The 23,024-nt window shown below is 69.5% G+C and carries 17 protein-coding genes, 1 tRNA gene and 2 pseudogenes; 13 read left to right on the forward strand and 7 right to left on the reverse strand.

Annotated elements, in window-relative coordinates; translation table 11 throughout:
• The first annotated feature begins 58 nt into the window (after window positions 1–58).
• The 3 genes from HD595_RS21430 (at window position 59) to HD595_RS21440 (ending at window position 2,605) form a co-directional block, all read left to right on the forward strand.
• A tRNA-Ala gene (locus HD595_RS21430) sits at window positions 59–132 on the forward strand.
• 450 nt (window positions 133–582) lie between these two features.
• Complete coding sequence (locus HD595_RS21435) at window positions 583–1,380, forward strand: ATP-grasp domain-containing protein (protein ID WP_253771679.1); 798 nt, start codon at window positions 583–585, stop codon at window positions 1,378–1,380.
• A 955-nt stretch (window positions 1,381–2,335) separates the two neighbouring features.
• On the forward strand, window positions 2,336–2,605 hold the full coding sequence (locus HD595_RS21440; RefSeq protein ID WP_253771681.1) for a hypothetical protein: 270 nt from the start codon (window positions 2,336–2,338) through the stop codon (window positions 2,603–2,605).
• A 131-nt stretch (window positions 2,606–2,736) separates the two neighbouring features.
• Here the strand turns inward: HD595_RS21440 and HD595_RS21445 are convergent, their stop codons facing one another.
• Entirely contained in the window at window positions 2,737–3,315 is a 579-nt protein-coding gene (locus HD595_RS21445) for a TetR/AcrR family transcriptional regulator (RefSeq protein WP_253771683.1), read from the reverse strand.
• A 112-nt stretch (window positions 3,316–3,427) separates the two neighbouring features.
• Here HD595_RS21445 and HD595_RS21450 point away from each other — a divergent pair, with 112 nt between their 5' ends.
• Window positions 3,428–4,507, forward strand: a complete 1,080-nt coding sequence (locus HD595_RS21450) for an amidohydrolase family protein (protein WP_253771685.1) — start codon at window positions 3,428–3,430, stop codon at window positions 4,505–4,507.
• 504 nt (window positions 4,508–5,011) lie between these two features.
• On the opposite strand, the gene HD595_RS21455 is transcribed toward HD595_RS21450, so the two are convergent.
• A complete protein-coding gene (locus HD595_RS21455) occupies window positions 5,012–5,902 on the reverse strand; it encodes an alpha/beta hydrolase (protein WP_253771687.1) in 891 nt (296 codons plus the stop codon).
• 60 nt (window positions 5,903–5,962) lie between these two features.
• Entirely contained in the window at window positions 5,963–6,823 is an 861-nt protein-coding gene (locus HD595_RS21460; protein ID WP_250564392.1) for an alpha/beta fold hydrolase, read from the reverse strand.
• Window positions 6,824–6,885: 62 nt separating this feature from the next.
• On the opposite strand from HD595_RS21460, the gene HD595_RS21465 reads away from it, so the two are divergent.
• Window positions 6,886–7,323: a winged helix-turn-helix transcriptional regulator gene (locus HD595_RS21465; RefSeq protein ID WP_301309554.1), complete on the forward strand. Its 438-nt coding sequence runs from the start codon at window positions 6,886–6,888 to the stop codon at window positions 7,321–7,323.
• An 85-nt stretch (window positions 7,324–7,408) separates the two neighbouring features.
• On the opposite strand, the pseudogene HD595_RS21470 reads toward HD595_RS21465, so the two are convergent.
• Window positions 7,409–7,627: pseudogene (locus tag HD595_RS21470) on the reverse strand (helix-turn-helix domain-containing protein); the annotation flags it as partial.
• 295 nt (window positions 7,628–7,922) lie between these two features.
• Here HD595_RS21470 and HD595_RS21475 point away from each other — a divergent pair.
• The 6 genes from HD595_RS21475 (at window position 7,923) to HD595_RS21500 (ending at window position 17,819) form a co-directional block, all read left to right on the forward strand.
• Window positions 7,923–8,894 (forward strand): LacI family DNA-binding transcriptional regulator, encoded by a 972-nt coding sequence (locus HD595_RS21475; protein ID WP_308211367.1) that lies wholly within the window; start codon window positions 7,923–7,925, stop codon window positions 8,892–8,894.
• A gap of 111 nt (window positions 8,895–9,005) precedes the next feature.
• On the forward strand, window positions 9,006–11,129 hold the full coding sequence (locus HD595_RS21480) for a glycoside hydrolase family 36 protein (protein WP_253771693.1): 2,124 nt from the start codon (window positions 9,006–9,008) through the stop codon (window positions 11,127–11,129).
• A 43-nt stretch (window positions 11,130–11,172) separates the two neighbouring features.
• On the forward strand, window positions 11,173–12,489 hold the full coding sequence (locus HD595_RS21485) for an ABC transporter substrate-binding protein (protein WP_253771695.1): 1,317 nt from the start codon (window positions 11,173–11,175) through the stop codon (window positions 12,487–12,489).
• Between the two features lie 7 nt (window positions 12,490–12,496).
• Entirely contained in the window at window positions 12,497–13,396 is a 900-nt protein-coding gene (locus tag HD595_RS21490) for a carbohydrate ABC transporter permease (RefSeq protein ID WP_253771697.1), read from the forward strand.
• Window positions 13,393–14,214: a carbohydrate ABC transporter permease gene (locus HD595_RS21495; protein WP_253771699.1), complete on the forward strand. Its 822-nt coding sequence runs from the start codon at window positions 13,393–13,395 to the stop codon at window positions 14,212–14,214. The genes HD595_RS21490 and HD595_RS21495 overlap by 4 nt, the downstream gene beginning before the upstream one ends.
• A 305-nt stretch (window positions 14,215–14,519) precedes the next feature.
• Window positions 14,520–17,819, forward strand: coding sequence for a WD40 repeat domain-containing serine/threonine protein kinase (locus HD595_RS21500; protein WP_253771701.1), 3,300 nt, complete (start codon window positions 14,520–14,522; stop codon window positions 17,817–17,819).
• 446 nt (window positions 17,820–18,265) lie between these two features.
• On the opposite strand, the gene HD595_RS21505 is transcribed toward HD595_RS21500, so the two are convergent.
• Window positions 18,266–20,569: an ATP-binding protein gene (locus HD595_RS21505; RefSeq protein ID WP_253771703.1), complete on the reverse strand. Its 2,304-nt coding sequence runs from the start codon at window positions 20,567–20,569 to the stop codon at window positions 18,266–18,268.
• Between the two features lie 22 nt (window positions 20,570–20,591).
• Here HD595_RS21505 and HD595_RS21510 point away from each other — a divergent pair, with 22 nt between their 5' ends.
• Window positions 20,592–21,281 (forward strand): NUDIX hydrolase, encoded by a 690-nt coding sequence (locus HD595_RS21510; protein ID WP_253771705.1) that lies wholly within the window; start codon window positions 20,592–20,594, stop codon window positions 21,279–21,281.
• A 241-nt stretch (window positions 21,282–21,522) separates the two neighbouring features.
• Here the strand turns inward: HD595_RS21510 and HD595_RS45960 are convergent.
• Both HD595_RS45960 and HD595_RS21515 read right to left on the reverse strand, forming a co-directional pair.
• Window positions 21,523–21,693, reverse strand: a pseudogene (locus HD595_RS45960) (hypothetical protein); the annotation flags it as partial.
• A complete protein-coding gene (locus tag HD595_RS21515; protein ID WP_253771707.1) occupies window positions 21,665–22,072 on the reverse strand; it encodes a MerR family transcriptional regulator in 408 nt (135 codons plus the stop codon). The pseudogene HD595_RS45960 and the gene HD595_RS21515, both read right to left, overlap by 29 nt.
• 49 nt (window positions 22,073–22,121) lie before the next feature.
• On the opposite strand from HD595_RS21515, the gene HD595_RS21520 reads away from it, so the two are divergent.
• The gene (locus HD595_RS21520) at window positions 22,122–23,006 is read left to right on the forward strand and encodes an NAD(P)-dependent oxidoreductase (RefSeq protein ID WP_253771709.1); all 885 of its coding nucleotides are present in this window, start codon (window positions 22,122–22,124) and stop codon (window positions 23,004–23,006) included.
• Window positions 23,007–23,024 lie beyond the last annotated feature (18 nt).

Raw genomic sequence — 23,024 nt, forward strand, 5'->3', positions numbered from 1 at the left:
TGGGGACGGAGGATGGCGCGAGGACCTCTGAAGGTTTGCTAATCTGGTCGAGGTTCCTGGGGATGTAGCGCAGTCCGGTAGCGCACTTCGTTCGCATCGAAGGGGTCAGGGGTTCGAATCCCCTCATCTCCACCGCGGGCCGTTCTTGAAACGGCTGGACTGAAGTTGACGGGATCCCGTCTGATCATCGCGATCAGACGGGATCTTGTCGTTTCAGGGGTTTCCGAATCGGGTTCGTCCTGATTTGGGAGCTGCGGAGCGGGTGTCCAGGAAGGCCCGGGTGGTGTCCGGCCGCTGGTCGAGGTCAATGTTTGCGTCGCTGGGCATGCCGACGCCGACTCCGGGCTGGGTGCTGCGACAAGGTGATCTGAACTGCGGGTTATGGGGCCGGTGGCGGCCGGCTCCGGCCCGGGAGCGGTGTGTGGCCGATGTGCTCTGCGGGGAGCTCGAGGACGTCGGCGGGTGTGTTGGGCTCATTTCTCGCTGCGCTCGCCCCGTCGACGCGCGGCGGGTGGTCATGACGGGACCACCGAACACCCGGCGAGTTGTTCTCGGTGCTCTTCGCGCTGGGAGAATCCCGGGGTGACCACACGTCGAGCGTTCATGCTGCCGCCGCGCGCGACCACGACGGGACAGCTTCTGGCAGAGGCGGCTGTGTGGCGGGGCCTGGACGTGCGCACCCTGCCCGGACCTCCGATCCCTGCCGACCTGAAGGGGCGCGCCCACCTCTATGGCGGCGAACGCTTCGCCGAGGCGGTGGCGTCCGCGCTGGACATGGCGTTGTTGGATCCGCCTCTCGATCTGCTTGCGGCCCTGCCTGAGTACTTCACCGGCAGGCATATCGAGCTGATCACTCTGGGGCAGGCTCGGCAGCACCGCGTCCCTCGCTTCGTCAAGCCGGCCGCCGGGAAGCTTTTTCCGGCTGGAGTGCGTCCGGACGGCGCCGCTCTGCCATCGGACCTTCCCGCCGAACTTCCCGTGTTGTCCGCCGAACCGGTCGCATTCGCTGAGGAGTACCGGCTCCACATCCTGGATGGCGAGGTGCGCGCCGCGAGCCGCTACGCCGTTTTCGGGGTTCTCGACAGCGCACCGCTGCCGCTCCGGCATCCCGCGCTCGGCTTCGGCGCTGAGCTGGTCAACCACCTGGCGACCGGGCTGCCGAGCGCTGTCGTGGTCGATGTCGGAATCCTCTCTGACAGCGGCCGGTTCGCGGTCGTTGAGGCCAATGAGGCATGGTTCAGCAACGCCTACGCTGCGGACGCCGAGCGTGTCCTGGACGTCGTCCTGCGGGCGGCGGGACCTGCGCACGAAATGCGGAACACCGATCGGCTGTTCGTGCGAAGCACGTCGGCCCGGTCGGCCGGCATGCCCGAATTGTGACAACCCTGGACCAGGGTGCCGACGCGACGCGTTCCTGTATCGAAGCCGAGACACTGGGTAGGAGTTCCGTATACGACGTCGGTTACGGCCGGCAGGGCGGCCCCGCGAGGGGCCGCATTTTTATGACCGAGCCGCGGGTGCCGCCGCGACGCGACGAGGGGACGTTGCTGCGATTGCGCTAACGTTCTGAGTAGGCAGTACTGCACGGGGACCGTGCCGTCCAGCAGATAACTGCCATTCTTTCCGGTTCCCGAGACGGCCTCTGACCAGGTCAGCGCAGCGAGACCACTGGGGAACCAATCCGGCGCCACACCGGACACCGCTATCCACAGCCGAAACCCCTGCCCCGCCTCCAGCGCCTGACCAGCCCTATCGGCCCCTTCCGGCGTACTTGATCTGCGCCCCTGGGAGGGCGAGCGTCCCGCAAACGATCGAGAAGCCGGGGAGATGCATGCCATCCTGTACGACCAATACCTCGAAGCAGAGGTGAAGGTTCCGCCGACGCCTCTGATCGTGGAATTCGTGGAGCGGCTCCTGCGGCGCTGGCCATAGGAGGGCGAGGTGGATGAGGATGGTGTCCCGTGTGCGGCATCTCCGCTGATTACGGGGGCCGCAGGCCCCTACGTCTACGTCGCGATGGCGTGGAGCCGCGCGGAGGAGACCTCAGCGTACGCAGTCCAAGTTGCAGCCCAACTCGGCCTGTACTATTTCGACCCTCAAGAAGATCGACTTCGAACCCCGTAGCCGCCGTCGAGCCTCTGCGCCAAGGCGAGCGCCCCGTCCAACCTGGGAAGCGATCATGCCGATCTCGCGAAGCGATCTTCCAACCCCCTACTGCATCCCAGGTCAGCCCTACTCGTGAACATCCCACCCAGGTCAAAGGCCGCTTCCAGGGCATTGGAAGCGGCCTTTTGCGTTGTTGGCGGGAGACCGTTCCGGTGACGCTGGTGTTGCGGTGCCCGACCAGGCGAGAGACGCCTCGATGGGCCGCTGGGAGGCGGCGGCCGTGGTCACCCTCGGCACGATCCTCGGTCTGGTGATCGCGATGGGCACGCTGGTGCTGCTGCATCTGACGAGCGGCGGCTCGTACCTGCGCCCTGCCCCACAGTGGTGGCTCTTCTCGCTGGTCGCGGCGGGTGCGGCCGTGGCGAGGCTGGCGACCTCGGCGCCGCCCATGCGCCGGGCCGCGCCCGTACCCGGCCTGGAGGCAGCCAGGGCGGAGTGAGCCCCCACGTCCAGTGAGCGGCCGTCGCCTCGTTGAGGCGAGATGCCGACGGCTTCCAACGGTACGGGCGGCGACTCACAACGTGCACCTTTCGTCTCGCACTGCTGCCCTGCGGGATGCCGGCTAGGGGGTCATGGCCTGGTCAGCGGAATGAGCACCTCATCGACGATGGAGGTGATCTCGCAGGAGTCCACGAGACCGCCCTCCCATGCCTGGAGGAGGATCAGGCGTGGTCCGACTGAGACGATGCGCGGGGTGAGGCTGCCGGGTGCGGCTTCGCCGCGGTCGACCGCCTGGCGCAGGACGGACAGCAGTACTTCCTGGTGCGGGCGGATCACCAGCCGGTGGACCTGCTCGAACAGCTCGGGATGGCGGTGGCGGTGGGCGATGAGCGGGAGCAGTGCGCGGCCGCGCGGCTCGTCGAGCGCCCGTACGAATTGCTCGAGCAGGGCGATCAGGTCATCGCGCAGTGTGCCCGTGCCGGGCGGCGCCGGCGGTTCGCCGAAGCCGGTCGCGGGGTCGCTCAGCGCGGCGAGGACGAGTTCGGCCGGGGTGGACCAGCGCCGGTACAAGGCCGCTTTCCCGGTCCCGGCCGCGGAGGCGATCTTGTCGAACGTCAGCTCCTCGAAGCTGCTCTCGGCCAGTTCGCTCAGGACGGCCTGGAAGATCGCGGTGGTGAGGGCGTCTCCGCGGCGCCGGGTGGGACTCATGAGGACGGATTATCACGCACTTCGCCGTGCTAGCCTCCATTAGTGAACAAAGTTGTTCCCTATTTGAGGCGGGTGGCCCATGTCCACTGACGGCAGGACAGCCTTGCGCAATGTGCGGGTCTTCGATGGCAAACGGCTCGGCGAGCCCCGTACCGTCGTCATCGACGGTGCGCTGATCGGCGACGATCCCGCAGGGGCGGAGGAGATCGACGCGGCTGGGGCGGCGCTGCTGCCCGGACTGATCGACGCGCATGTCCACCTGCACGGCCCTGGGAACCTGGCCGCCCTGGCCGCCTGGGGAGTGACGACCGGGCTCGACATGGCCTGCTGGCCGGCGGAGCGGGTGGCCTCGTTGCGCGAGGCCGGGGGAGTGGCCGACTTCCGTACTGCTGGACTGCCCGCGATCGGGCCGGGCGGCCACCACGCTCGCATGCCGGGAATGCCGCCGGAAGCCGTCGTCCTGACGGCAGCCGATGCCCGGCGGCACGTCGAGGCGCGGGCGGCGGAGGGCGTCGACTACATCAAGGGCGTCGCCGAGGCTCCCGGCGAGGGCGGGCCGCCCGCGGACGCGCTGCGCGCGCTGGTGGAGGCGGCCCGCGAGTACGGGCTCAAGACGATCGTGCACGCCGCCACCCAGGGCGCCTACACGATGGCCGTGGAGTCGGGAGCGGAGTTCGTCACGCACACGCCGATCGCCGGCGGGGTCCGGGCGCAGGACGTGGCCGCGATGAGGAGCGCCGGCCAGAGGTCCATCCCGACGATCACCATGATGGAGGCGTTGCTCACCGCCTTCATGACGTCCGGCCCGCCGCCTGGGCGGGCCGACCACCTGGGGGAGGTGCTGGGCGACGTCGGCCGTCTGCACCGGGCCGGTATTGAGATCCTCGCCGGGACGGACGCGAACGCCGAGCCGTCCGCGCCGCTGCCCGTGCCCCACGGCGAGAGCCTGCATCACGAATTCGAGCTGATGGCGCGGGCCGGAATGACGCCGGTGGAGATCCTGCGCTCGGCGACCGTGCTGCCCGCCCGCGCCTTCGGCCTGGCCGACCGGGGCGCCGTCCGGCCGGGTATGCGGGCCGACCTGTTGCTGGTCAACGGCGACCCGACCCGGGACATCACGGCCACCCGCGACATCCGCGCCGTATGGTGCGCCGGTCACCCCGTCACTCCGGCCGCCGCTCGCGAACCCTGAACCTGAGCGGCTGCACGAGCGGAGGTTCCCGCAACCGCGGCGGCGTCGAGCAGGTCGAGGCAGTACCGCCACAGGCCGGCGACGGCCCCGCAGTCAACAACGGCGCTCGACGTACCGGTCGACCGCCGGCTCAAGGGCCGCGTCCACTACCGCCGCCACCGCTGGGCACTGGCCGACTTGCTGCCCACCCGCCTCGACGGGACAGATCGACCGGCTTCCTGGAGGCCACGTCACCGCTACTCATCTGAGCGATGCTCATGGTGGACATGCCCGCGGCTGGGAATGTCTGAATCAACGCCACCCGCTGGACGTGATCGTCGTTGTAGCACCGCCGGCCATTATCACCGAAACCGCCACGCCCCATTGTTCGCGGAGGCGTGACGGTACGTGAAGAAGTACACCGTCTCTCACCCGGTTCCCGCCGAAACCCGGTCGGAATGAGCACCGTCAACCACTGACCGCTCACCCGGCGCGGATGCCGACGCCGGGCGGGTGGCTTGCTGCTCACGGCTTCACCATCGTGCGGACGAATGTGGCCGCGCGGGTCATCGCCGCGTCGGCCTCGTCCCACGAGGCGGCGAATGACTGGAAGACGTGTGTCGCCTGCGCGGTGACGTCTAGCGTCACCGACACGTCGGCCGCCACGAGCCTTGCCGCGAGCCGGGTGGAGTCGTCCAGCAGCACCTCGTCAGAGCCGACCTGGATCAATGTGGGCGGCAGACCCTGCAGGTCCGCGAACAGCGGGCTGTGCTGTTCTGCCGCGGATGCGTCGCCGAGGTAGTCACGCACGCGGCGTTCGAGGGCGGTGCGGTTCACGATGAAGTCCGCCTCGGCCCTGGCCGTCATCGAATCGCCACTGAGTGTGAGGTCAACCCACGGCGAGAACAGCAACGCCGCGGCGGGCATCGGCTCGTCGGCGGCGGAAAGGGCCGCCAGCAGGCCGAGCGCCACCCCGCCGCCGGCCGACTCGCCGGCGACCGCCACCCGTTGCGGATCGACGCCGGAGGCGATCAGGGCGCGATAGGCGCGTACCGCGTCGTCGGTGGCGGCAGGGGCGGGATGCTCGGGTGCCAAGCGGTAGTCGATGGTGATCACCCGTGTCTGTGACCTGCGGGCCAGGTCTGCGACGATCCCCAGCGAGCTGCGCGCCGACCCGAAGACATACGCCCCGCCATGGAAGTACAGGACGGTGCCGACGCGGGGCTCTTCCGCGGGTTCGACCAAGAGGCCAGGGATCGTGTCGTAGTGGGCTTCGGTGACGATGACGTCCTCAGGGACAGGATGGTGGGACAACAGCTGCTCGAACAGGGCACGCTGTTCGTGGACCGCACCGCCGAGGTCGAGGGGGGACGACGCGCGAAACTGCCGGATGGCCTCTCGCTGCTCAAGGCTCATATCTGCTCCTTGCTGTGGGTTCGGTCGGCTCTGTTCCGGACGGGTCTTGAAGGTGTGAGCTCAGACGGCCCGGGCGTGCTCAATGAGAAGGTCGGCGAAGGCGTCCGGCTGGTCGATCGGGGTGATGTGACCGCAGTCCTCAAGCAGGTGCTGGGTGAGGCAGCCGGTGATCGGTTCGAGTTGGCGGGCGGTGGCCGCGCCGATCGCGCCACCGCCGATGGCGAGGGTCGGCGTTGTCAGTCGCTGGTCCTGCGCCCAGTTCCCGATCCATTCCGCGGTGGCCGGCACCGCGCGGTAGTGGTCGAAGGCATTGCCGAGACTCGTTTTGCCCCGATATGCCTCGACGATCACCCGTGTAAGGTCCGCCGGCAGACCTCGGCGACTGCCGGCGGAGAGGAAGAAACGGACGTAGCGCTCCGCCGAGTTCTCCAGGACGTCCTCGGCCAGACCACCGGGCGCCTGGTGGAAGCCGAACCACCACGGCAGCCCCTGCCGTAGGAAGGCCTCGGCGCCGGGCAGAAGTCCGATCAACCCTTCGGACAGGGTCAGGCTGGTCACGCGCTCGGGCGACGATGCTGCCAGGGCGAATGCCGGAGTGACACCTAGATCGGTGCCGACGACGTGTGCCTCGCGGTCACCTAGGACGTCCAACATTCGGAGCAGGTCCGTGGCGATCGCGGATGCCTGGTAGCCGCGGACGGCGGGTGTGCTGTCGCCCAGCCCGTGCAGGTCCGGCGCGAGGGCCCGGAAACCTGCCGCGGCCAGCCGGGGTGCGACATCGCGCCAGATCGCGCGGGTGTGCGGGAAGCCGTGCAGCAGCAGTACGGCCGGCCCCTGCCCGAGAGTCTCCACGGCGAGTTCGACCCCGTCGATCGGTATCCGGTGCACGGTCGCGCCGGGAAGGTGGGGGGAAAGAGTCATCTGGCGCACAGGTGCCCTCCTTGATTACGCTTGGGAACGTGGTAACCGTAGGAGACCGTTCAATGAACGGGGAAGAAGGCACTTTTCCGACACCAGGTGACCTCGTGGTAACTGCCTCGCGGCAGGGGAACTTGTTCGATCCTCTGTGCCCGACACGGCTCCTGCTCGACCGGGTGGGGTCGCGATGGACGACCATGGCGGTGCTGTCGCTTGCCGCCGCCGAGGGCGAGCTGCGGTTCACCGAGTTGAAGCGCGAGATGACCGGTGTGTCGCAGAAGATGCTGGCGCAGACCCTCAGGGCGCTGGAACGAGACGGACTTGTCGATCGTCGTGTCGAGGCGAGCAAGCCTCCACGGGTGTACTACCGTCTGACCGGCCTGGGCGCCACGCTCGTCGCGCCGCTGCGAAGTCTGCGAGCCTGGGCTGAGCAGTACATGCCCCTGATCCAGCACAACTGCGACATGTTCGACGCCGCCGACCGCCCGGACGGCCACGGCTGAACAGCCGTGAGCCGACGAAGGACTCCGCCAAGCTGCGTGAGGGGCGACCTCGTAGTTCTGCAGAAGAGCGATGGCCTTGCAGAGGTGGTGACGCGATCACCTGGATGTTCATCCCATGCGCGCGGTGCTTGCCGGAGAAGTACGGCCGGTCGGCGGTGACCCGGTCGGTGGCCCCCAGCTCGGTGAACGTCTCGCCCTTGCGCAGGTGAACCAGCACCAGCAGGGCCTGCTGTCCCGGGTTGAGCAGCCGCCAGGCCGACTTGATCGCCTTATGATGCCGGCGGATCACTCCGGCGACGTGGATGAAAAAGCCTCAGTGATGCTGGAGTGCTAAGTAGTGGCGAGGGGGAGTTGGCAGCAGAACTGTAGGTCGTTCTGGAGTTCAGCGAGGGCTTGAGCGGCGCCCTCCTTGTCGCCTCGATCTCTGCTGGGTGACAAACTGAGTGACGATCTAGACGTACGAGCTGGCGGGGGCGGTTGAGCGCGTCGGCCTGCCGTATCCGGCCGCAGGAGCCGCCCGTCTGAGCCTTCACCTCCTGGTATGTACGCTTACCGGTGTGACCCGCCGCTCGCACACTCGTCCTCCCGTCCTCGCGGACGTGGCGAGGGCCGCCGGCGTCTCCGTCCCCACGGTGTCTCGGGTGCTGAGCGGGTCCGCGCCGGTGAGCGCCGACAAGCGCAGGCAGGTCCTGCGCGCGATCCAGGAGCTGGGATACCGCCCCAACGCCGCGGCGCGTGCCCTGGCGACCGGCAAACGCTCGATCATCAGCGTGCTGACCAGCGACACCACCAGGTACGGCTACGCCAGCGCGATTCGCGGGATCGAGGAGGCCGCCCGCGCGGTCGGCCTGGTGGTTGCCCTCACGCTGCTGGACGGTGACGACGAGGAGTCGGCGCGGGTCGCCGTGGACCTCGCGCTCGGCCAGCCGCTTGCCGGGGTGATCGTGCTCGAGTTCGACATCCAGGGCGGCCGGGCGCTGGCCGCCCTGCCCGAGACGATCCCCGCGGCGGCGGTCTCCTCCGCAGGGCAGGGGAGGAGCATTCCGCGGGCTCTGTTCGACGACCACGCGGGCGCCCGTGACGCGACCAACTACCTGCTCGGCCTGGGCCATCGCACCGTGCACCACGTGGGGATACCGGCGTCCGGCAGGCCGAGCGGGCGGCTGCTGGGCTGGCGGGAGGCCCTGGAGGCGGCGGGAGCTCCGGTTCCGGAGATCGTGGAGAGCGACGAGACCCCTGGCTCGGGTCTCCAGGCCGGTGCGTATCTCGCCAGGCGCGGTGACGTGACCGCGGTTCTGTGCGGGAATGATGAGGTCGCCTTCGGCGTGATCAGGGCGTTCCAGGACGAGGGTCTGCGGGTCCCCGAGGACGTCAGCGTCGTCGGCTTCGACGACCACCCGCTGGCGGAGATCTGGACGCCGTCGCTGACCACGATGCGCCAGGACTTCGCCGAACTGGGACGCATGGCGGTCGACTTCCTGCTCGGCCGGCTGGCAGGCGTGCCCGTCGAGGCGACGCACTCCACCCCGCGCCTCGTCATCCGCGAGAGCGCGGCTCCCCCCGCCCGCTGAGGCGCACGTTTCGAAAGCGTTATCAGAGCATTTCCCCTGGTCCTCTTGCGACCTCTCTTGATAAACGCTTTCATGACTGAACCGCACTATATGTCCGGCTTAAGGAACGTGATGACGAGCAGAACCATCCAGTGGCGTCCCGGCTCCCTGGAGCTGGTCCTCGATCGACCCGAGGACGCTCCGATCCGCATCGCGAGGCTCGGAACCGCGTCACCCGCACCGGGCGAGGTGCTCCTCTCCCGGGTGCAGCCGCTGGTCGAGCTGATGGTTCTGGGGGAGGGCCGGGCGCTGTCCAACACCCGGTTCAGCGACACCGCCGCGGGATCGCGGCTCCGCTTCGCGGACGCCGTCGAGCGTGCGGACGGCGACTGGCGCGAGCTGCGCGTGAGGCAGCGTGACGAGATGACCGGGCTGGAGGCCACCAGCGTCTTCCGCGCCAGGACGGACGTCCCGGCCGTCCAGACCTGGACCGAGGTCACCAACACCGGGCCGGTTCCCCGCGTGCTGCAGATGGTCTCGTCCTTCGCCTCCGGCGCGCTGGCCGAGACGCCGGACGACGGCGACCTGGTCCTGTGGCGGGCGCGTACCGACTGGTGCGCCGAGGGCAGGTGGGCGGGCATCCCGTTGTCCGGTCCGGACGGGCTGGCGGACATCAACGACGAACTGCACGGGCACGACGGTCGGGGCGCGCTCGTCACAGTGAGCAAGAGCACCTGGTCCTCGGGCGAGTACCTGCCGACCGGCGTCCTGGCCGACGCCCGCACCGGCCGGGCCTGGGGCTGGCAGATCGAGCACAACGGCGCCTGGCGCTGGGAAGTGGACCGCCGCCGCGGCGGGGCGAACGCCGTCGCCCTCGTGCTGAGCGGTCCCACCGACCTCGACCACCAGTGGAGCACCCGGCTGGCCCCGGGGGAGCGGTTCGTCGCCGTTCCCGTGTCCGTCGCCGTGTCCGATGAGGGCCACCAGGGAGCGCTGGCCGCCCTCACCTGGCAGCGCAGGGCGATCCGCCGCGCGCATGCCGCGGGGGACGCGCTGCCAGTCGTCTTCAACGACTACATGAACACCCTGATGGGCGACCCGACCACCGAGCGCCTGCTGCCGCTCGTCGACGCCGCCGCCGAGGTGGGCGCGGAGTACTTCTGCGTCGACGCGGGCTGGTACGACGACGGCGGGAACTGGTGGGACAGCGTGGGTGAGTGGCGCTCCTCGACCGGCCGCTTCCCCGACGGCGGGCTCGCCCGGGTCTTCGACCACGTCAGAGCCAAGGGCATGCGCCCCGGCCTGTGGCTGGAACCGGAGGTCGTCGGCGTGCGCAGCCCGGTCGCCGCGCTGCTGCCCGACGAGGCGTTTCTGAGCCGGAACGGCGAGCGCGTCGTCGAGCACGGCAGGTACTTCCTCGACTTGCGCCACCCCTCGGCCAGGAAGCACCTCGACGAGGTGATCGACCGGCTGGTACACGGCTACGGAACCGGATACTTCAAGCTCGACTACAACGTCACCCCGGGACCGGGCACCGACAGGGACGCGCTCCAACCGGGCGAGGGACTGCTCGCGCACAACCGCGCCCACCTGGAATGGCTCGACGACCTGCTCGACCGGCACCCGGAGGTGGTCTTCGAGAACTGCGCCTCGGGCGCGATGCGGGCCGACTACGCCCTGCTGTCCCGCCTCCAGCTGCAGTCGACCTCGGATCAGCAGGATTCTCGCCTCTACGCCGCCATCGCGGCCTCCGCGCCCGCCTCGGTGCTCCCCGAGCAGGCGGGCAACTGGGCCTACCCGCAGCCCGGGATGCCCGCGGAGGAGCTGGCCTTCACCATGGTCAACGGCCTGGCGGGGCGGCTCTACCTTTCCGGTCACCTCGACGGGATGAGCGCCGCCGAGCGCGAGCTCGTCGCGGACGGGGTGGCAGTGCACAAGCGGATCAGGGCCGAGATCGCCGCGGCCGAGCCGTTCTGGCCGCTGGGGCTGCCCGCCTGGTCCGACGACGTGGTCGCGCTGGGCCTGCGCACCGGCGAGACGACGCTCCTGGCCGTGTGGCAGCGAGACGGCGGGCCGCACGACATCCAGCTCGACCTGCCCGGCCTGCGCGGGCGCGGCCTCCGCGTGGAGACCGAATACCCGGCCGCACTGCCCGGCTGGCAGCAGCGCTGGGAGGCCCCCGCCGCGCGGCTCACGCTCCGCCCCGCCGTACCCGGACCGACCGCACGCCTGCTCCGCCTTCAGCCGACAGATTGAACCCTTCAGTGTTAACGCTCACACCCCCCAACCGAGGAGAATCATGAAGACGCGAGGCCTTTCCCGTACGGCTGCCGTCATGTGCGGCGCGCTGCTGCTGGCCGGCTGTTCCGCGGGCAACCCCGAGACGTCCTCCGCTCCAGCCGCAGCGACCGCGTGGCCCGACCCGGGCGCGTCTCTGCAGGGGGTGACGCTCACCCTGTGGATGTCGACGCAGACCGCCTCGATGGCCGACAACGTCATCAAGGCGTTCGAGGCCAAGACCGGAGCGAAGGTCAACAAGGTCGTCATCCCCGACGTCTACGAGACCAACGCGCCGACCAAGCTGGCCACGGGCGCCAAGCCGGATCTGGCCACCTGGCAGCCGACCGGCAGCATGCTCGCGCTCCTCAAGCCCGCCACCGACCTGCAGAGCCTGGACGGCGCGCCGTGGCTGGCCAAGCAGACGCCGGCCATCCAGAAACTGGGCCTGGTCGACGGCCGCCACTACGCGGCCTTCGTCAACGTCCCCTCGGTCCTCGGGATCTTCTACAACAAGGCCGTGTTCAAGAAGGCGGGCATCACGGACACGCCGAGGAACTTCCAGGAGTTGCTTGCCGACGCTCAGAAGATCAAGGCGACGGGGGTGGCGCCGTTCTTCGGCGCCGCCGGCGATCAGTGGCCGACCCAGTGGTGGCCGCAGGTCCTGCTGGCCGAGGCGTCGAAGAGCGGCCTGTGGGAGCGGGTCAGCCAGAACAAGGAGAAGTTCACCGATCCGACGATCCTCGGCGCCGTCGAGCAGTTCCAGGACATGGTGAAGCAGGGTCTGTTCAACAAGGACGACAAGACCTCCAAGTACACCGAGTCGGGCCCGGCCCTGCTCAAGGGCAAGGCGGCGATGGTGCTGCAGCTCACCTCGTTCGCGTCGCTGATGCAGTCGACGGCGGACACGGCGACCATCGACCGGGAGATCGGCTGGTTCCCCATCTCCAAGGACGGCAACCTCGCCACGTCGGTGCCCGGCGGCGACAACGCGCTGGTCGCCTTCAAGAGCGGAGATGCCAAGCGGGAGGCGGGCGCCCGGCAGTTCCTGCGGTTCTGGCTGGAGACCTACTACCCCGAGTACGTGAAGTCAGCGGGCACCGTGTCGATCGAGCCCGCCGTACCGGCTCCTGACGGGGTGCCGGAGGTCGTGAAGCAGGCCACGGCCGCGCTGGACGACGCGGCCGGTTCGATGCAGCAGAACGCGGCGGTGAACCCGGACTTCTACGTGAATCTGGCGAACATGGTCAACGGGACCATGACTCCCGAACAGGTGACCTCCACGACGCAGTCCCAGTTCGCCCAGCTCGCGCAGGCACTTGGGATCAAGGGCTTCTGACGGCCGCATGATCTCCTCTCTCCCGACCGGTCGCCCGCCGCGGCGAGCGGTGCTGTACCCGAGCTGGTTCCTGGCCCCGGCGTTCGCCGTGCTGGCCGTCTTCTTCTTCCTGCCGACCGTCTTCAACTTCGTCTACGCGTTCACCGACTGGTCGGCCTTCCACAACGACATCCGCCCTGTGGGGCTGGCGAACGTCGAGGCCGTACTGTCCAACGGCGCCCTGCTGTCGTCGCTGCGGATCACCATCGTCTACGCCGGCCTGGTCGCGATCATGCAGACCGGGTTCGGGCTCGGGCTCGCCCTGCTGCTGGAGCGCGACACCCGGATCAACCGGTTCGCCAGGGTCGTCTTCTTCATCCCGGTGCTGATGTCGGCTCTGGCGGTGGGGTACACCTTCCAGGCGCTCCTCAAGCCCGACGGTCCGGTCAACGGCTTCCTCGGCGCGCTCGCCGGCCAGGACGTGACGATCCCGTGGCTCGGCAGTACCACCTGGACGGTGGTGACGGTGGCCTTCGTGAACTCCTGGAAGTGGATGGGGCTGGCGATGGTGATCTTCCTCGCCGGTCTCAAGACGATCTCCGCCGACGTTCTGGAGGCGGCCAGGATCGACGGGGCCGGCAGGTGGAGGACCTTCCGGTCGGTCAGGTTCCCGCTGATCGCCCCCGCTGTGACCTTCAACGTCGCGACCGCGCTGCTGGGCTCCTTCAACGGGTTCGACACGATCCTGGCCACCACCGGGGGAGGGCCCGCCCAGCAGACCGAGGTGCTCGACATCTATATCTTCCGCGTCTACGGCAACGGCCTGTTCGCCCAGGCGACCACGATGAGCCTCGCGCTCCTCCTCCTGGTCACCCTGCTGGCCTTTCCCGTCATCGGATACCTGCGCAAGAGGGAGCGCGTCCTGTGAGGATCTCTCGCTTCGTCCACCCGGCCGTCGTCCTCCTCCTGTCCGCCGTGGTCATCGGGATCCCGCTGTGGCTGGCCCTGGTGACCTCGGCCAAGTCGCAGGGTGAGGCGAACCTGCCCGACCTGTCGCTCCCGCGGGTGTGGCACCTGTGGGAGAACTACTCCCAGGCGTTCACGCAGGGCCGCGTGCTGTGGGGGCTGTTCGGCAGCCTGCTGGTGATGGTGCCGTCCGTGGCCGGGGTACTGATCTTCGGCTCGCTGGCCTCCTGGGTGCTCGCCCGGCGGGCGGGGCGCGCCATGGCCGTGCTCTACGCGGCCGCGATCAGCGGGATCGTCCTGCCGCCCGCCGTCGTCACGATCGTGCTGCTGCTACGGCAACTCCACCTGGCCAGCACGCCGATCGGGATGATGCTGGTCTACATGGGGATGTACATGTCCCTGGTGATCTTCTTCGTCACCGGTTTCGTGCGGACCATACCGGTCGAGGTGGAGGAAGCGGCCCGCATGGACGGCGCACGGCCGCTCGGGATCTTCATCAAGGTCGTGCTGCCGCTGCTGCGCCCGGTCATCGCGACCGCCACGATCTTCATCTGCCTCTACATCTGGAATGACGTCTTCTACGCCTTCTTCGTGCTCGGCGGCGGGACGTACTCGACGCTCCCGCTGAACCTGTACTCGGTGGCGAGCAGCAACCTGTATCAGAACAACTGGAACCTCGTTTTCGCCTACGTCGTGCTCATGAGCCTGCCGCTGGTCGTCGTCTTCGTCGTCGCCCAAAGACGGATCATCTCCGGCATCACTGGAGGAGCCGTCAAGTGACGGTGGTCCGCTGCTGGTCGGGCTGCCCGTTGCCGGCCCAGATCTACGCCCACCGCCCGCCACAACAAGATCGCCGCCTGGTTGCGTAAGGCCGGCCTGGGCGCCACCCGCCGGGCTGGTGCACCGCCCGCGGCGGCCGCATGCGTCTCCGTCACTGATGCGGACGGAGGTGAAGAACTTGACCGATCCCTCTGCTGGCGAAGCACCTGGCGATCGCCGATCTTCGTGGTGGTCGTGTCACCGGAGAAGGTCCCGATGGGTATTCTGGGCGAAACTTCGTCAGTGATGAGTGCATCAAACCGAGCGTGTTGATCGAAGGAGACCCTCAGCGGCTCGGTCGTTACTGGCTGGCCGGGCGGCTCGGCGCCGGCGGCCAGGGAGTGGTGTATGAGGCATATGCCGAGGACGGCCGCCGGGTGGCGATCAAGGTGCTGTACGGCGATCAGGTGGCCCAGCTCGGCCGGGAGGCGGCGGCCGCCCAGCGGGTGGCCTCGTTCTGCACCGCGCCGATCATCGATGCCAAGCTGGAGGGTCCGCGTCCCTACATCGTCAGCGAGTACGTGGAAGGCCCGAGCCTGCGCACGGCGGGCAGGATCTTCGCGGGTGACGATCTGCACCGCCTGGCCACCGCCATCGCGACGGCGCTGACCGCCATCCACGACGCCGGGGTGATCCACCGCGACCTCAAGCCCGACAACGTGCTGCTGGGCCCGGACGGCCCCCGCGTGATCGACTTCGGCATCGCCAGGACCGCCGAGATGTCGCTCACCACGACCGGCGTGGTGAGCGGCACGCCCACCTACATGGCCCCTGAGGTGTTCATCGGCCAGCGAGCGGACGCCTCGGCGGACGTGTTCGCCTGGGGAGCCGTCATCGTCTTCGCCGCCACCGGCCGTGATCCGTTCCACGCCGAGAACCTGGGAAGCGTCATGCACCAGGTGTTGTCGGCCACGCCCGACCTGTCCGCACTGCCCAGCACGCTGCGCCGGTTGGTCTCCTCGGCATTGGCCAAGGAGCCGGCCCAGCGGCCGACCGCCCGCGAGCTGCTGCTGGCGCTGGTCAGCGGCGACGGTGACCTCGACACCGCCCGCCTGCTCGCCCAGGGCGGCCACCAGGCCGCCGGGATCGGCGCGCAGGGGCACGATCCCGCGCTCGGAACGCTGGCCGAGCAGGCGTACACGATGCTCGATCCGGCCGAGCGCGAGCTGGTCCCCGAGGTGTTCCTGCGGCTGGTGACGGTGGACGAGGCGGGCGCGCTGTCGGCCCGGCATGCCGAGCTGGCCGAGCTCGTCGAGGGGCGGGCGCCGCACGAGGTGGCCGCCGTGCGCAGGATCCTCGCCGTGTTCGGCTACCTCCTGGCCAGGCAGGACGGTGGCGTACGGCTGGCCAGGCCGGCCCTGCCCCAGGCCTGGCCGCGGTACCGCCGGTGGATCGAGGCCAACCGCGACGGCCTGGCCGTACACCGGGAGATCCTCGCCGCGGCGCGACGCTGGGAGACGGCGGGACGCCGGGACGGCGACCTGTTCCAGGGCAGCACCCTGGACAACGCGTTGGAGTGGGCGGCCACCGCCCGCCGCGACATCACCCTGTCGCCCACCGAACGCGACTTCCTGTCCGCGGCGGCCACCCTGACCAGGCACAGGGCCAGGCGGGCCCGGCTGACCTCGCTGAGCCTGGGCGGGCTGCTGGTGATCGCGCTGGTGGCCGGCGGGCTGGCCGTACAGCAGAGCGCGGTGGCCGACGACCGGGCCGAGCAGATCGCCGGGCAGCTGAGCAGGTCGGAGGCGGCCAGGCTCGCGGGGGTGGCGACCACGACCCGCGGGATCGACCCTCGCCAGGCGATGCTGGCGAGCCTGGCGGCCTGGCGGCTGGACCGCACGCCGGCCACCAGGGCGGCCCTGGTGGCCTCGCTTGCGCAGCGCGAGACGGCGATGTTCCGCGACCCGTCGACCGCGGGCGACACGGTACGCACACTCGGCGCCGACGGCCGGACGCTGATCAGCGCCGATTCCACCGCGACGCGCGCGTGGGACGTGCGCAACGGCCGGCTCCTGCGGACACGCGGCTCCCGGCCGTCCGAACCGATGGACAGCGTGACGCTGAGCCCGTCGGGCAAGGTGCTGGTGACCGTGACGGCCAGGCGCGCATCCGCGGTGGACCTCGTCAGCGGCAGGCCGATCAGCGACTACGTCTTCCCCACTGCCAAGGATTTCACGAACGAGTGGGTCGACGTGACGTTCGAGCGGGACGATTCCGTCCTGCTCCAGGAGGCTGACCGGCGTACCCGCTGGGACCTGCGAACCGGCGCCGCCAAGGCGCTCGGGCCCGCCCCCGCGGGCACATTCAGCCGGGACGGGGTCTGGCGGGCCGCACGGCGCGGTCGCCAGCTGGAGCTGACCAACCTGAGGACCGGGGCGAAGGACTTCATCGGCGACAAGGACGGCGCCGGCACTCAGGGCACCTGGAACGGTGGCGCGGCCGTGTTCGGCGCCGGCCTCGTCGCGACGGTGGCATCGCGGTCCATCCAGTTCTGGCGCAGGTCGGACACGCAACTGCTCACCACGGTCCAGGTACGGGGGGAGTTTGATGAGGCGGCGCAGGGGGCCTTCGACGGAAGCACGTTCCGTTATCTGCTGGGCGACCAGGTCTTCTCGGTGGACGTGGCCGACCTGACCACCGAGGACGACGATCACCTTGTGGGCACGGCGGCGCTGAGCGGCGACGGGCGGCTCGTGGTCCGCGACGGCGAGCTGTCGGCCGTCGACGGCAGGAAGATCGGCGCGGTGCCGGAGGCGGAGTACACGGTATTCAGCCCGGACTCCCGTTTCGTCGCCACGGTCGGGCCCGTGGTGCGGATCGTGGACACCGCCTCGGCCGCCGTCCAGGGCACGCTGCGCACGTCCGCCGTGCAGGTGGCCTTCTCTCCCGACGGCGCCAGGCTGGTCGTCGTCACCGAGAAGGGCGGGGTCGAGCTGTGGGACCGGCAGACCAGGCGGCGCATGTGGTCGGCCGAGGCGGGCGCGGCGAAGTACGCGGCCTTCTCCTCCGACGGGCGGACGCTGGTGGTGGCGGGCGATCGCATTCACCTGCTGGAGACGGCCGCAGGCAAGGCGGTGGGGCCGGCGTTCGGCGGCGGCGGCAGGGACGCCGAGGGGGTGCGCGCGTATTTCACCCGCTCCGGCAAGGCGGTCGTGGTGCTCGACGCGCGGCGACGGATGACGGTCTGGGACGTGGCCACGCGCCGCAGGCTCGCCACCGCCCGTGGGTTCGGCGACCCCGCGGCCTACTCGCCGCGCGAGGACCTGCTCGCCAGCCTTCAAGTGGGGGGAAGGGTGCGGCTGGTCGACGTGATGTCGGGCACGGACCTGGGCGCGCTGCTCGACCAGGGCGGCGGGCAGGACCCGGAGATCGGGCAGCCGCTCGACGTGGCGTTCACCGGCGACGGGTCGGCGGTGCTGACCGTGGACGGCAACGGCGCGGTCAGGCGGCACGCCGTGGGCGGGGAGGCGTTGGCGGCGGCGGTGTGCGCGAAGGCGGGCGGGCTGAGCGCGACCCAGTGGCGGGTGATCGCACCCATGCTGCCGTACAGAAAGGCGTGTCCCTAGACGGCGACCGCGACGAAGCCCGTGCCGCGGTGGGTCGCGTCGGAGTAGGCGCGTTTGCGGCCCGATCGCAGGCTGAGCGGGAAATGATCTCCAAGAGTTCGGCAAGCGATCTTCGAACAGTCCGTCCGAGTTTGGGAATCGTGGAGCAGGTGCGCGGGGAGGCCCGGGGGGTGCGACACGGTGATCTGAATCGCGCGTTACGGGATGAGTGGTGGCCGATGCGTGGGGCTCGTCTGGGGGTTGGTGGACGTGACGCCACTGGCCGAGGTGGCCGAGGTCGCGTCGGGAATCTGTGCCCTCTGCTTGCCGGGAGGCCGGGGTCGGGTGATTCGGGCTCGGGTGGTGCGCGGCGGCCAGGCGCGTGGCGTCGCCGTATTCACATGGCGCGGCCGCGCGGAGCCTGGCCGATACGCCCGAATCAGCGGTGATCCGGTTCCGCTTCGCCGTCATCGGTGCAGGCCGTGTTCGACGACCCAGGCCGCGATCTGCACCCGTGACGTGAAGCCGAGCTTGGCCAGGATGTGCTCCACATGGCCCTCAGCCGTGCGCGTCGCGATCACCAGCGCGGTGGCGATCTCCTTGTTGCTCAGCCCCTGCGCGACCAGCTCGGCGATCTCCCTCTCCCTGCGCGTCAGCGGCCCGGACTCCGCCTCGGGCTTGGCCGCCACCGCCGCCACGTCGGGCTTCTCGTCCAGCGCGAAAGCGATCGCCCCTTCTACCGTGAAGCGGTTCCCGCGCCTGAAGGCCGACTCGTAGCCCTTGTTCCCCAGGATCTCCCGCGTGCTCTCCTGGCACTGGTCGTGATAGGCGGTCACGAAGTTGAACAGGGACATGCCGGTGGGCAGCCAGATCGTCTCGAGCGCCCCGAGCAGGGTGACCGCTCGCTCGCTGCGCCCTTCCGTCGCCGCGATCCACGCCAGGACCTCGATCCCGATCGCGACCCCCACCTGGTCGTGGAAGGCGGCCTTGACCCGGATGCTCTCCTGTTCCAGCGCGGCGGCCCTGCGGTGGTCTCCCGCCCTCCAGACCGCGATGCCCATCATCCACAGCGCGTGCGCCCTGAACCACACCTCGCCGTGGGAGGCACTCAGCGCGACGCACTCCTCGCAGTAGGCGACGGCCCTGTCGGCGTCGTCGAGCAGGATGCTGGTGGTCGCCAGACGGATGAGCGCGTACGCGACACCCATCAGGTCACCGTCGGCGCGGTGCTGGGCGAGCGCCTCCTCGAACAGCGCGACCGTAGCAGGCAGGTCTCCTCTGAACTCGGCCAGCCCGGTGATCTGCGCGACGTACGCCAGGGCGCTCGCGTCGTCCAGTTGCTCGGCGAGCTCTCGGCTCGCCTTGAGCATCGGCAGCGCGGCGGCCTCGTCGTTCTGCAGGAGGCTGAGCCAGGTGTCGAGCCACAGGGCCTTGGCCCGCGCCGGGGTCGACTCGGTGTGCAGCGGGAGCAGGCGGTCGAGCCAGCCACGCCCCTCCCGGATCAGGCCGGAGCCGAGCCAGTACATGCGCAGCGCGGCGGCCATGCGCAGCCCCGTTTCTGCCTCTCCCGGCTCTGTCCGGCAGAAGTCGAGCGCCGCCCGGAGATTGGCGTGCTCACGCCACAGGCGTTCGGTGCAGTCGAGCTGTTGTGCCCCGAACCACTCCGCCTCAGCCCATACGGCCAGCCGCTCGTAGTAGTCGCGGTGCCTGCGGCGCATCGCCGTCGCCTCGCCACTGCAGGACAGCATCTCGGCGCCGTACTGCCGCATGGTCTCCAGCAGCCGGTACCGATCCGGCGAGCCCTCGTCCCTGATCAGGATCGACTTGTCCACCAACTGGATGAGCAGGTCGAGGATGCACTCCCGGGGCAGGCCGTCGAGGCTGCAGACCTCCTCCACCGCTTCCATCTCGAAGCTGCCGTAGAACACCGACAGCCTGGCCCACAGCGTCCGCTCCTGGGGCGAGCACAGGTCGCGGCTCCAGTCCAGCAGCGCGCGCAGCGTCTGCTGGCGGTGCGGCATCGTCCTGGGGCCACCGGACAGCAGCTGAAAGCGGTCGTCCAGCCGGTCGAGGAGATGCTGCGGCGACATCACCCGCATCCGGACCGCCGCCAGCTCGATGGCCAGCGGGATGCCCTCCAGCCGCTGGCAGAGGCGTCCCAGGACGGCCGCGTTGTCGGGGGTGACCGCGAACCCGGGCACGACCGACGCCGCCCGGTCCGCGAACAGGGCGACCGCCGCCGACACCGTGACGCTTTCCGGTGACTCCGTCGGGACTGACAGCGGGGGCACGGCCAGCACGTGCTCGCCGTACACACCCAGCTGCTCCCGGCTGGTGCTCAGGATGCGCAGGCCGGGAGAGGCCCGCAGCAGTTCGTGCGCCAACCTCGCGCACGCGTCGAGGAGATGCTCGCAGTTGTCGAGCAGAATGAGCAGCTGCTTGTCGGCGATGCGCTCGCACAGCGCCACCAGCGGCGGTCTGGCCGACTGGTCGCTGAGCCCCAGGTGCTCGGCCACCGTCTGGACCAGCAGCTCCGGGTCGGCGAGAGCGGCCAGGTCCACCATCCAGACCCCGTCGGCGAACGCCCGGCGCAGATCCGCCGCGGCACGCAGCGCCAGGCGGGTCTTCCCGACCCCGCCCACGCCGGTCAGCGTCACCAGCCGGGCCAGTGAGAGCAGCCGTTTGATCTCCGCCAGCTCGAGGCGCCGATCGACGAAACTCGTGAGGTCGGCCGGCAAATTGTCCAGCAGGCGTCTCCCCTTCGAGACCATAACCACTTCACGCTAAGCGGGCGTGGTTCCGCCGGTCAAACCACCGCCCGAGAGCCCGGCCGCGCGCTTCGGCACTGTACGCACTCCGGAGCCGCACGGCTTCGGTCAGGATGGCTTTGCCGCTGTGGTGGATCGCGGCCATCAGGCAGACGAGCACCGCCGGGATCGGCACCGGGAGAGCCACATGACACCTATCGTCCCTGCCCGTGACGGGGAGCGGATGCTGACGCATTCGAACGGCCAGGATTGGCTTGTGTCCTGGCACCCTGTCGACGACCTGCAGGAAGGCAAGCCTCATGGAGCCGCCGGCATCTGCGTGACGGCTGCCCATGAGATGGTCCTGATCAGCCATGACGGCGAGCACTGGGGTTTTCCGGCCGGACGTCCTGAAGGAACAGAGACCATCGAGGAGACCCTTCGCCGGGAAATGCTCGAAGAAGCGTGCGTCACCGTCATCGGTAGCCGCCTGCTCGGACATTCCCGCAGCGAATGCGTGCGCGGGCGCGAGCTTGGCCTGGTCGTCATCCGCTCTTACTGGCGCGCGGAGGTCCGGCTTCAGGAATGGCAGCCGGAGTTCGAGATACGGCATCGGCGGGTGGTTCCCGAGTCCGAGGCGAAGAAATACGTCCGCGATCCCGACCTGGCCGCGACCCGGGTTTCCTTCCGTGCTCTGGACGAGGCAGCGGCAGGTGACGGCCCCCGGCCTCCGTGAGCGCCATACCCGTCGGGCCTTTGGCGAGGCTCTCATCGTCATGGTCTCGGCCTTGCCGCCACCGCGCTTCGGGGTGAACCTCATGACGGCGTGGAAACGTCTCGGCGGGTGGTCCGGGCCCACCCAGAGTTTCCAGGTGATCGGCCCGCTCCATGAGCCGTCCTCCTCGTCGGTCCCGAAGTATGGGAGCCGAGCGGACGACCGACGGGGCGGCGAGAGCGCGCTCCAACGAGGCGACGGCATGCGAGACCGCTGACTGACTCAGCCCCAGGTCTGCCGCCGCCGTACCGAAGCCGCCCGGCGGTCGCCGGCGCCGTCGGATGACCTGAGCCGGGGCCACCCGGCGGACCAACGCAGCGTCACCACCGGACCCCGCAGATCGCTCAGGCGGGCACGCGCTCCTGGTCGGCATTCTCAAAGGGGGGATAGCTCTCGCCGGCCATGCGGTCGGCCGCGTCGATGTAGTGGGCGAGAGCTTCGCGGGATTGAGCGAGCCTCTCCATCTGGTCGTCCAGCCGCTGCAGCCGTGACCGCATCGCGGCCAGCAACTCGGGACATCCAAGGAGCTCCGGGGCCTCTCCCACCGCACAAGGCAGCAGGTACGCGATGTCCTCGGAGGACAAACCCGCGCCGAGCAGGTGCCTGATCTGCTTCACCCGCAGCACGGCAATCTCGTCGTACTCGCGGTATCCGTTCGCGCCGCGCCCTGCCTCCAGCAGGCCCTGGGCTTCGTAGTAGCGCAACTGATGGGCGTTCACGCCCGTCCGACGACTGAGTTCCCCGATCAGCATCGAGACCTCACTTGACCTTCATACCGGTATCAACGTTGACGATGCTGCCATGAACCGCACAACCGATACATCCGTGACAGTCATCGGACTCGGACTGATGGGCCGGGCGCTCGCCGGCGCCTTCCTGAAGGCCGGGCATCCCACCACCGTGTGGAACCGCACATCCGCCAAGGCCGGCCAGCTGGTGGCCGAGGGTGCACGGCTGGCGCCGACGGTCGGCGACGCGCTCAAGGCGAGCTCCCTGACGATCATCTGCGTCACCGATTACCAGGCCGTACGCGAGCTGCTCGGCGCGAGCGACAGCGAGCTGGGCGGCAGGACGTTGATCAATCTGACCTCGGGCGACTCGGCTCAGGCCCGGGAAGCCGCCCAATGGGCCGAGCAGCGCGGAGCCCGTTATCTGGACGGCGCCATCATGGCCATCCCCTCGGCGATCGGGACCGCCGAGGCGGTGATTCTGCACAGCGGGCCGCAGCCGGACTTCGAGGCGCACAGGTCGACGATCGACGCGCTCGGGACCGTCACCTACCTTGGCGCGGACCATGGGTTGGCGTCCCTGTATGACGTGGCCGGTCTCGCCATGATGTGGAGCGTGCTGAACGCCTGGCTCCAGGGCACTGCGATGCTCAGGACGGCCGGTGTCGACGCCGCGACGTTCGCGCCGTTCGCGCGGCAGATCGCTGCCGGTGTGGCCGAATGGCTGCCCGGGTATGCCGAGCAGATCGACAGAGGTTCCTTCCCGGCCGAGGTGTCGGCCCTGGAGACCGACGCGCGGGCGATGAACCACCTGGTCGAGGAGAGTGAGGCGGTGGGTGTCAACGCCGAACTGCCGAAGTTGATCAAGGCGATGGCCGACCGCGCGATCGCCGCCGGACACGGCGGGGAACAGTATCCCGTGCTGATCGAAGAATTCAGCAGACCCCATAACGACTGACCGATCCCGATGGCGGGA

Source organism: Nonomuraea roseoviolacea subsp. carminata (genome assembly GCF_024172185.1).
GTDB classification, from domain to species: domain Bacteria; phylum Actinomycetota; class Actinomycetes; order Streptosporangiales; family Streptosporangiaceae; genus Nonomuraea; species Nonomuraea roseoviolacea.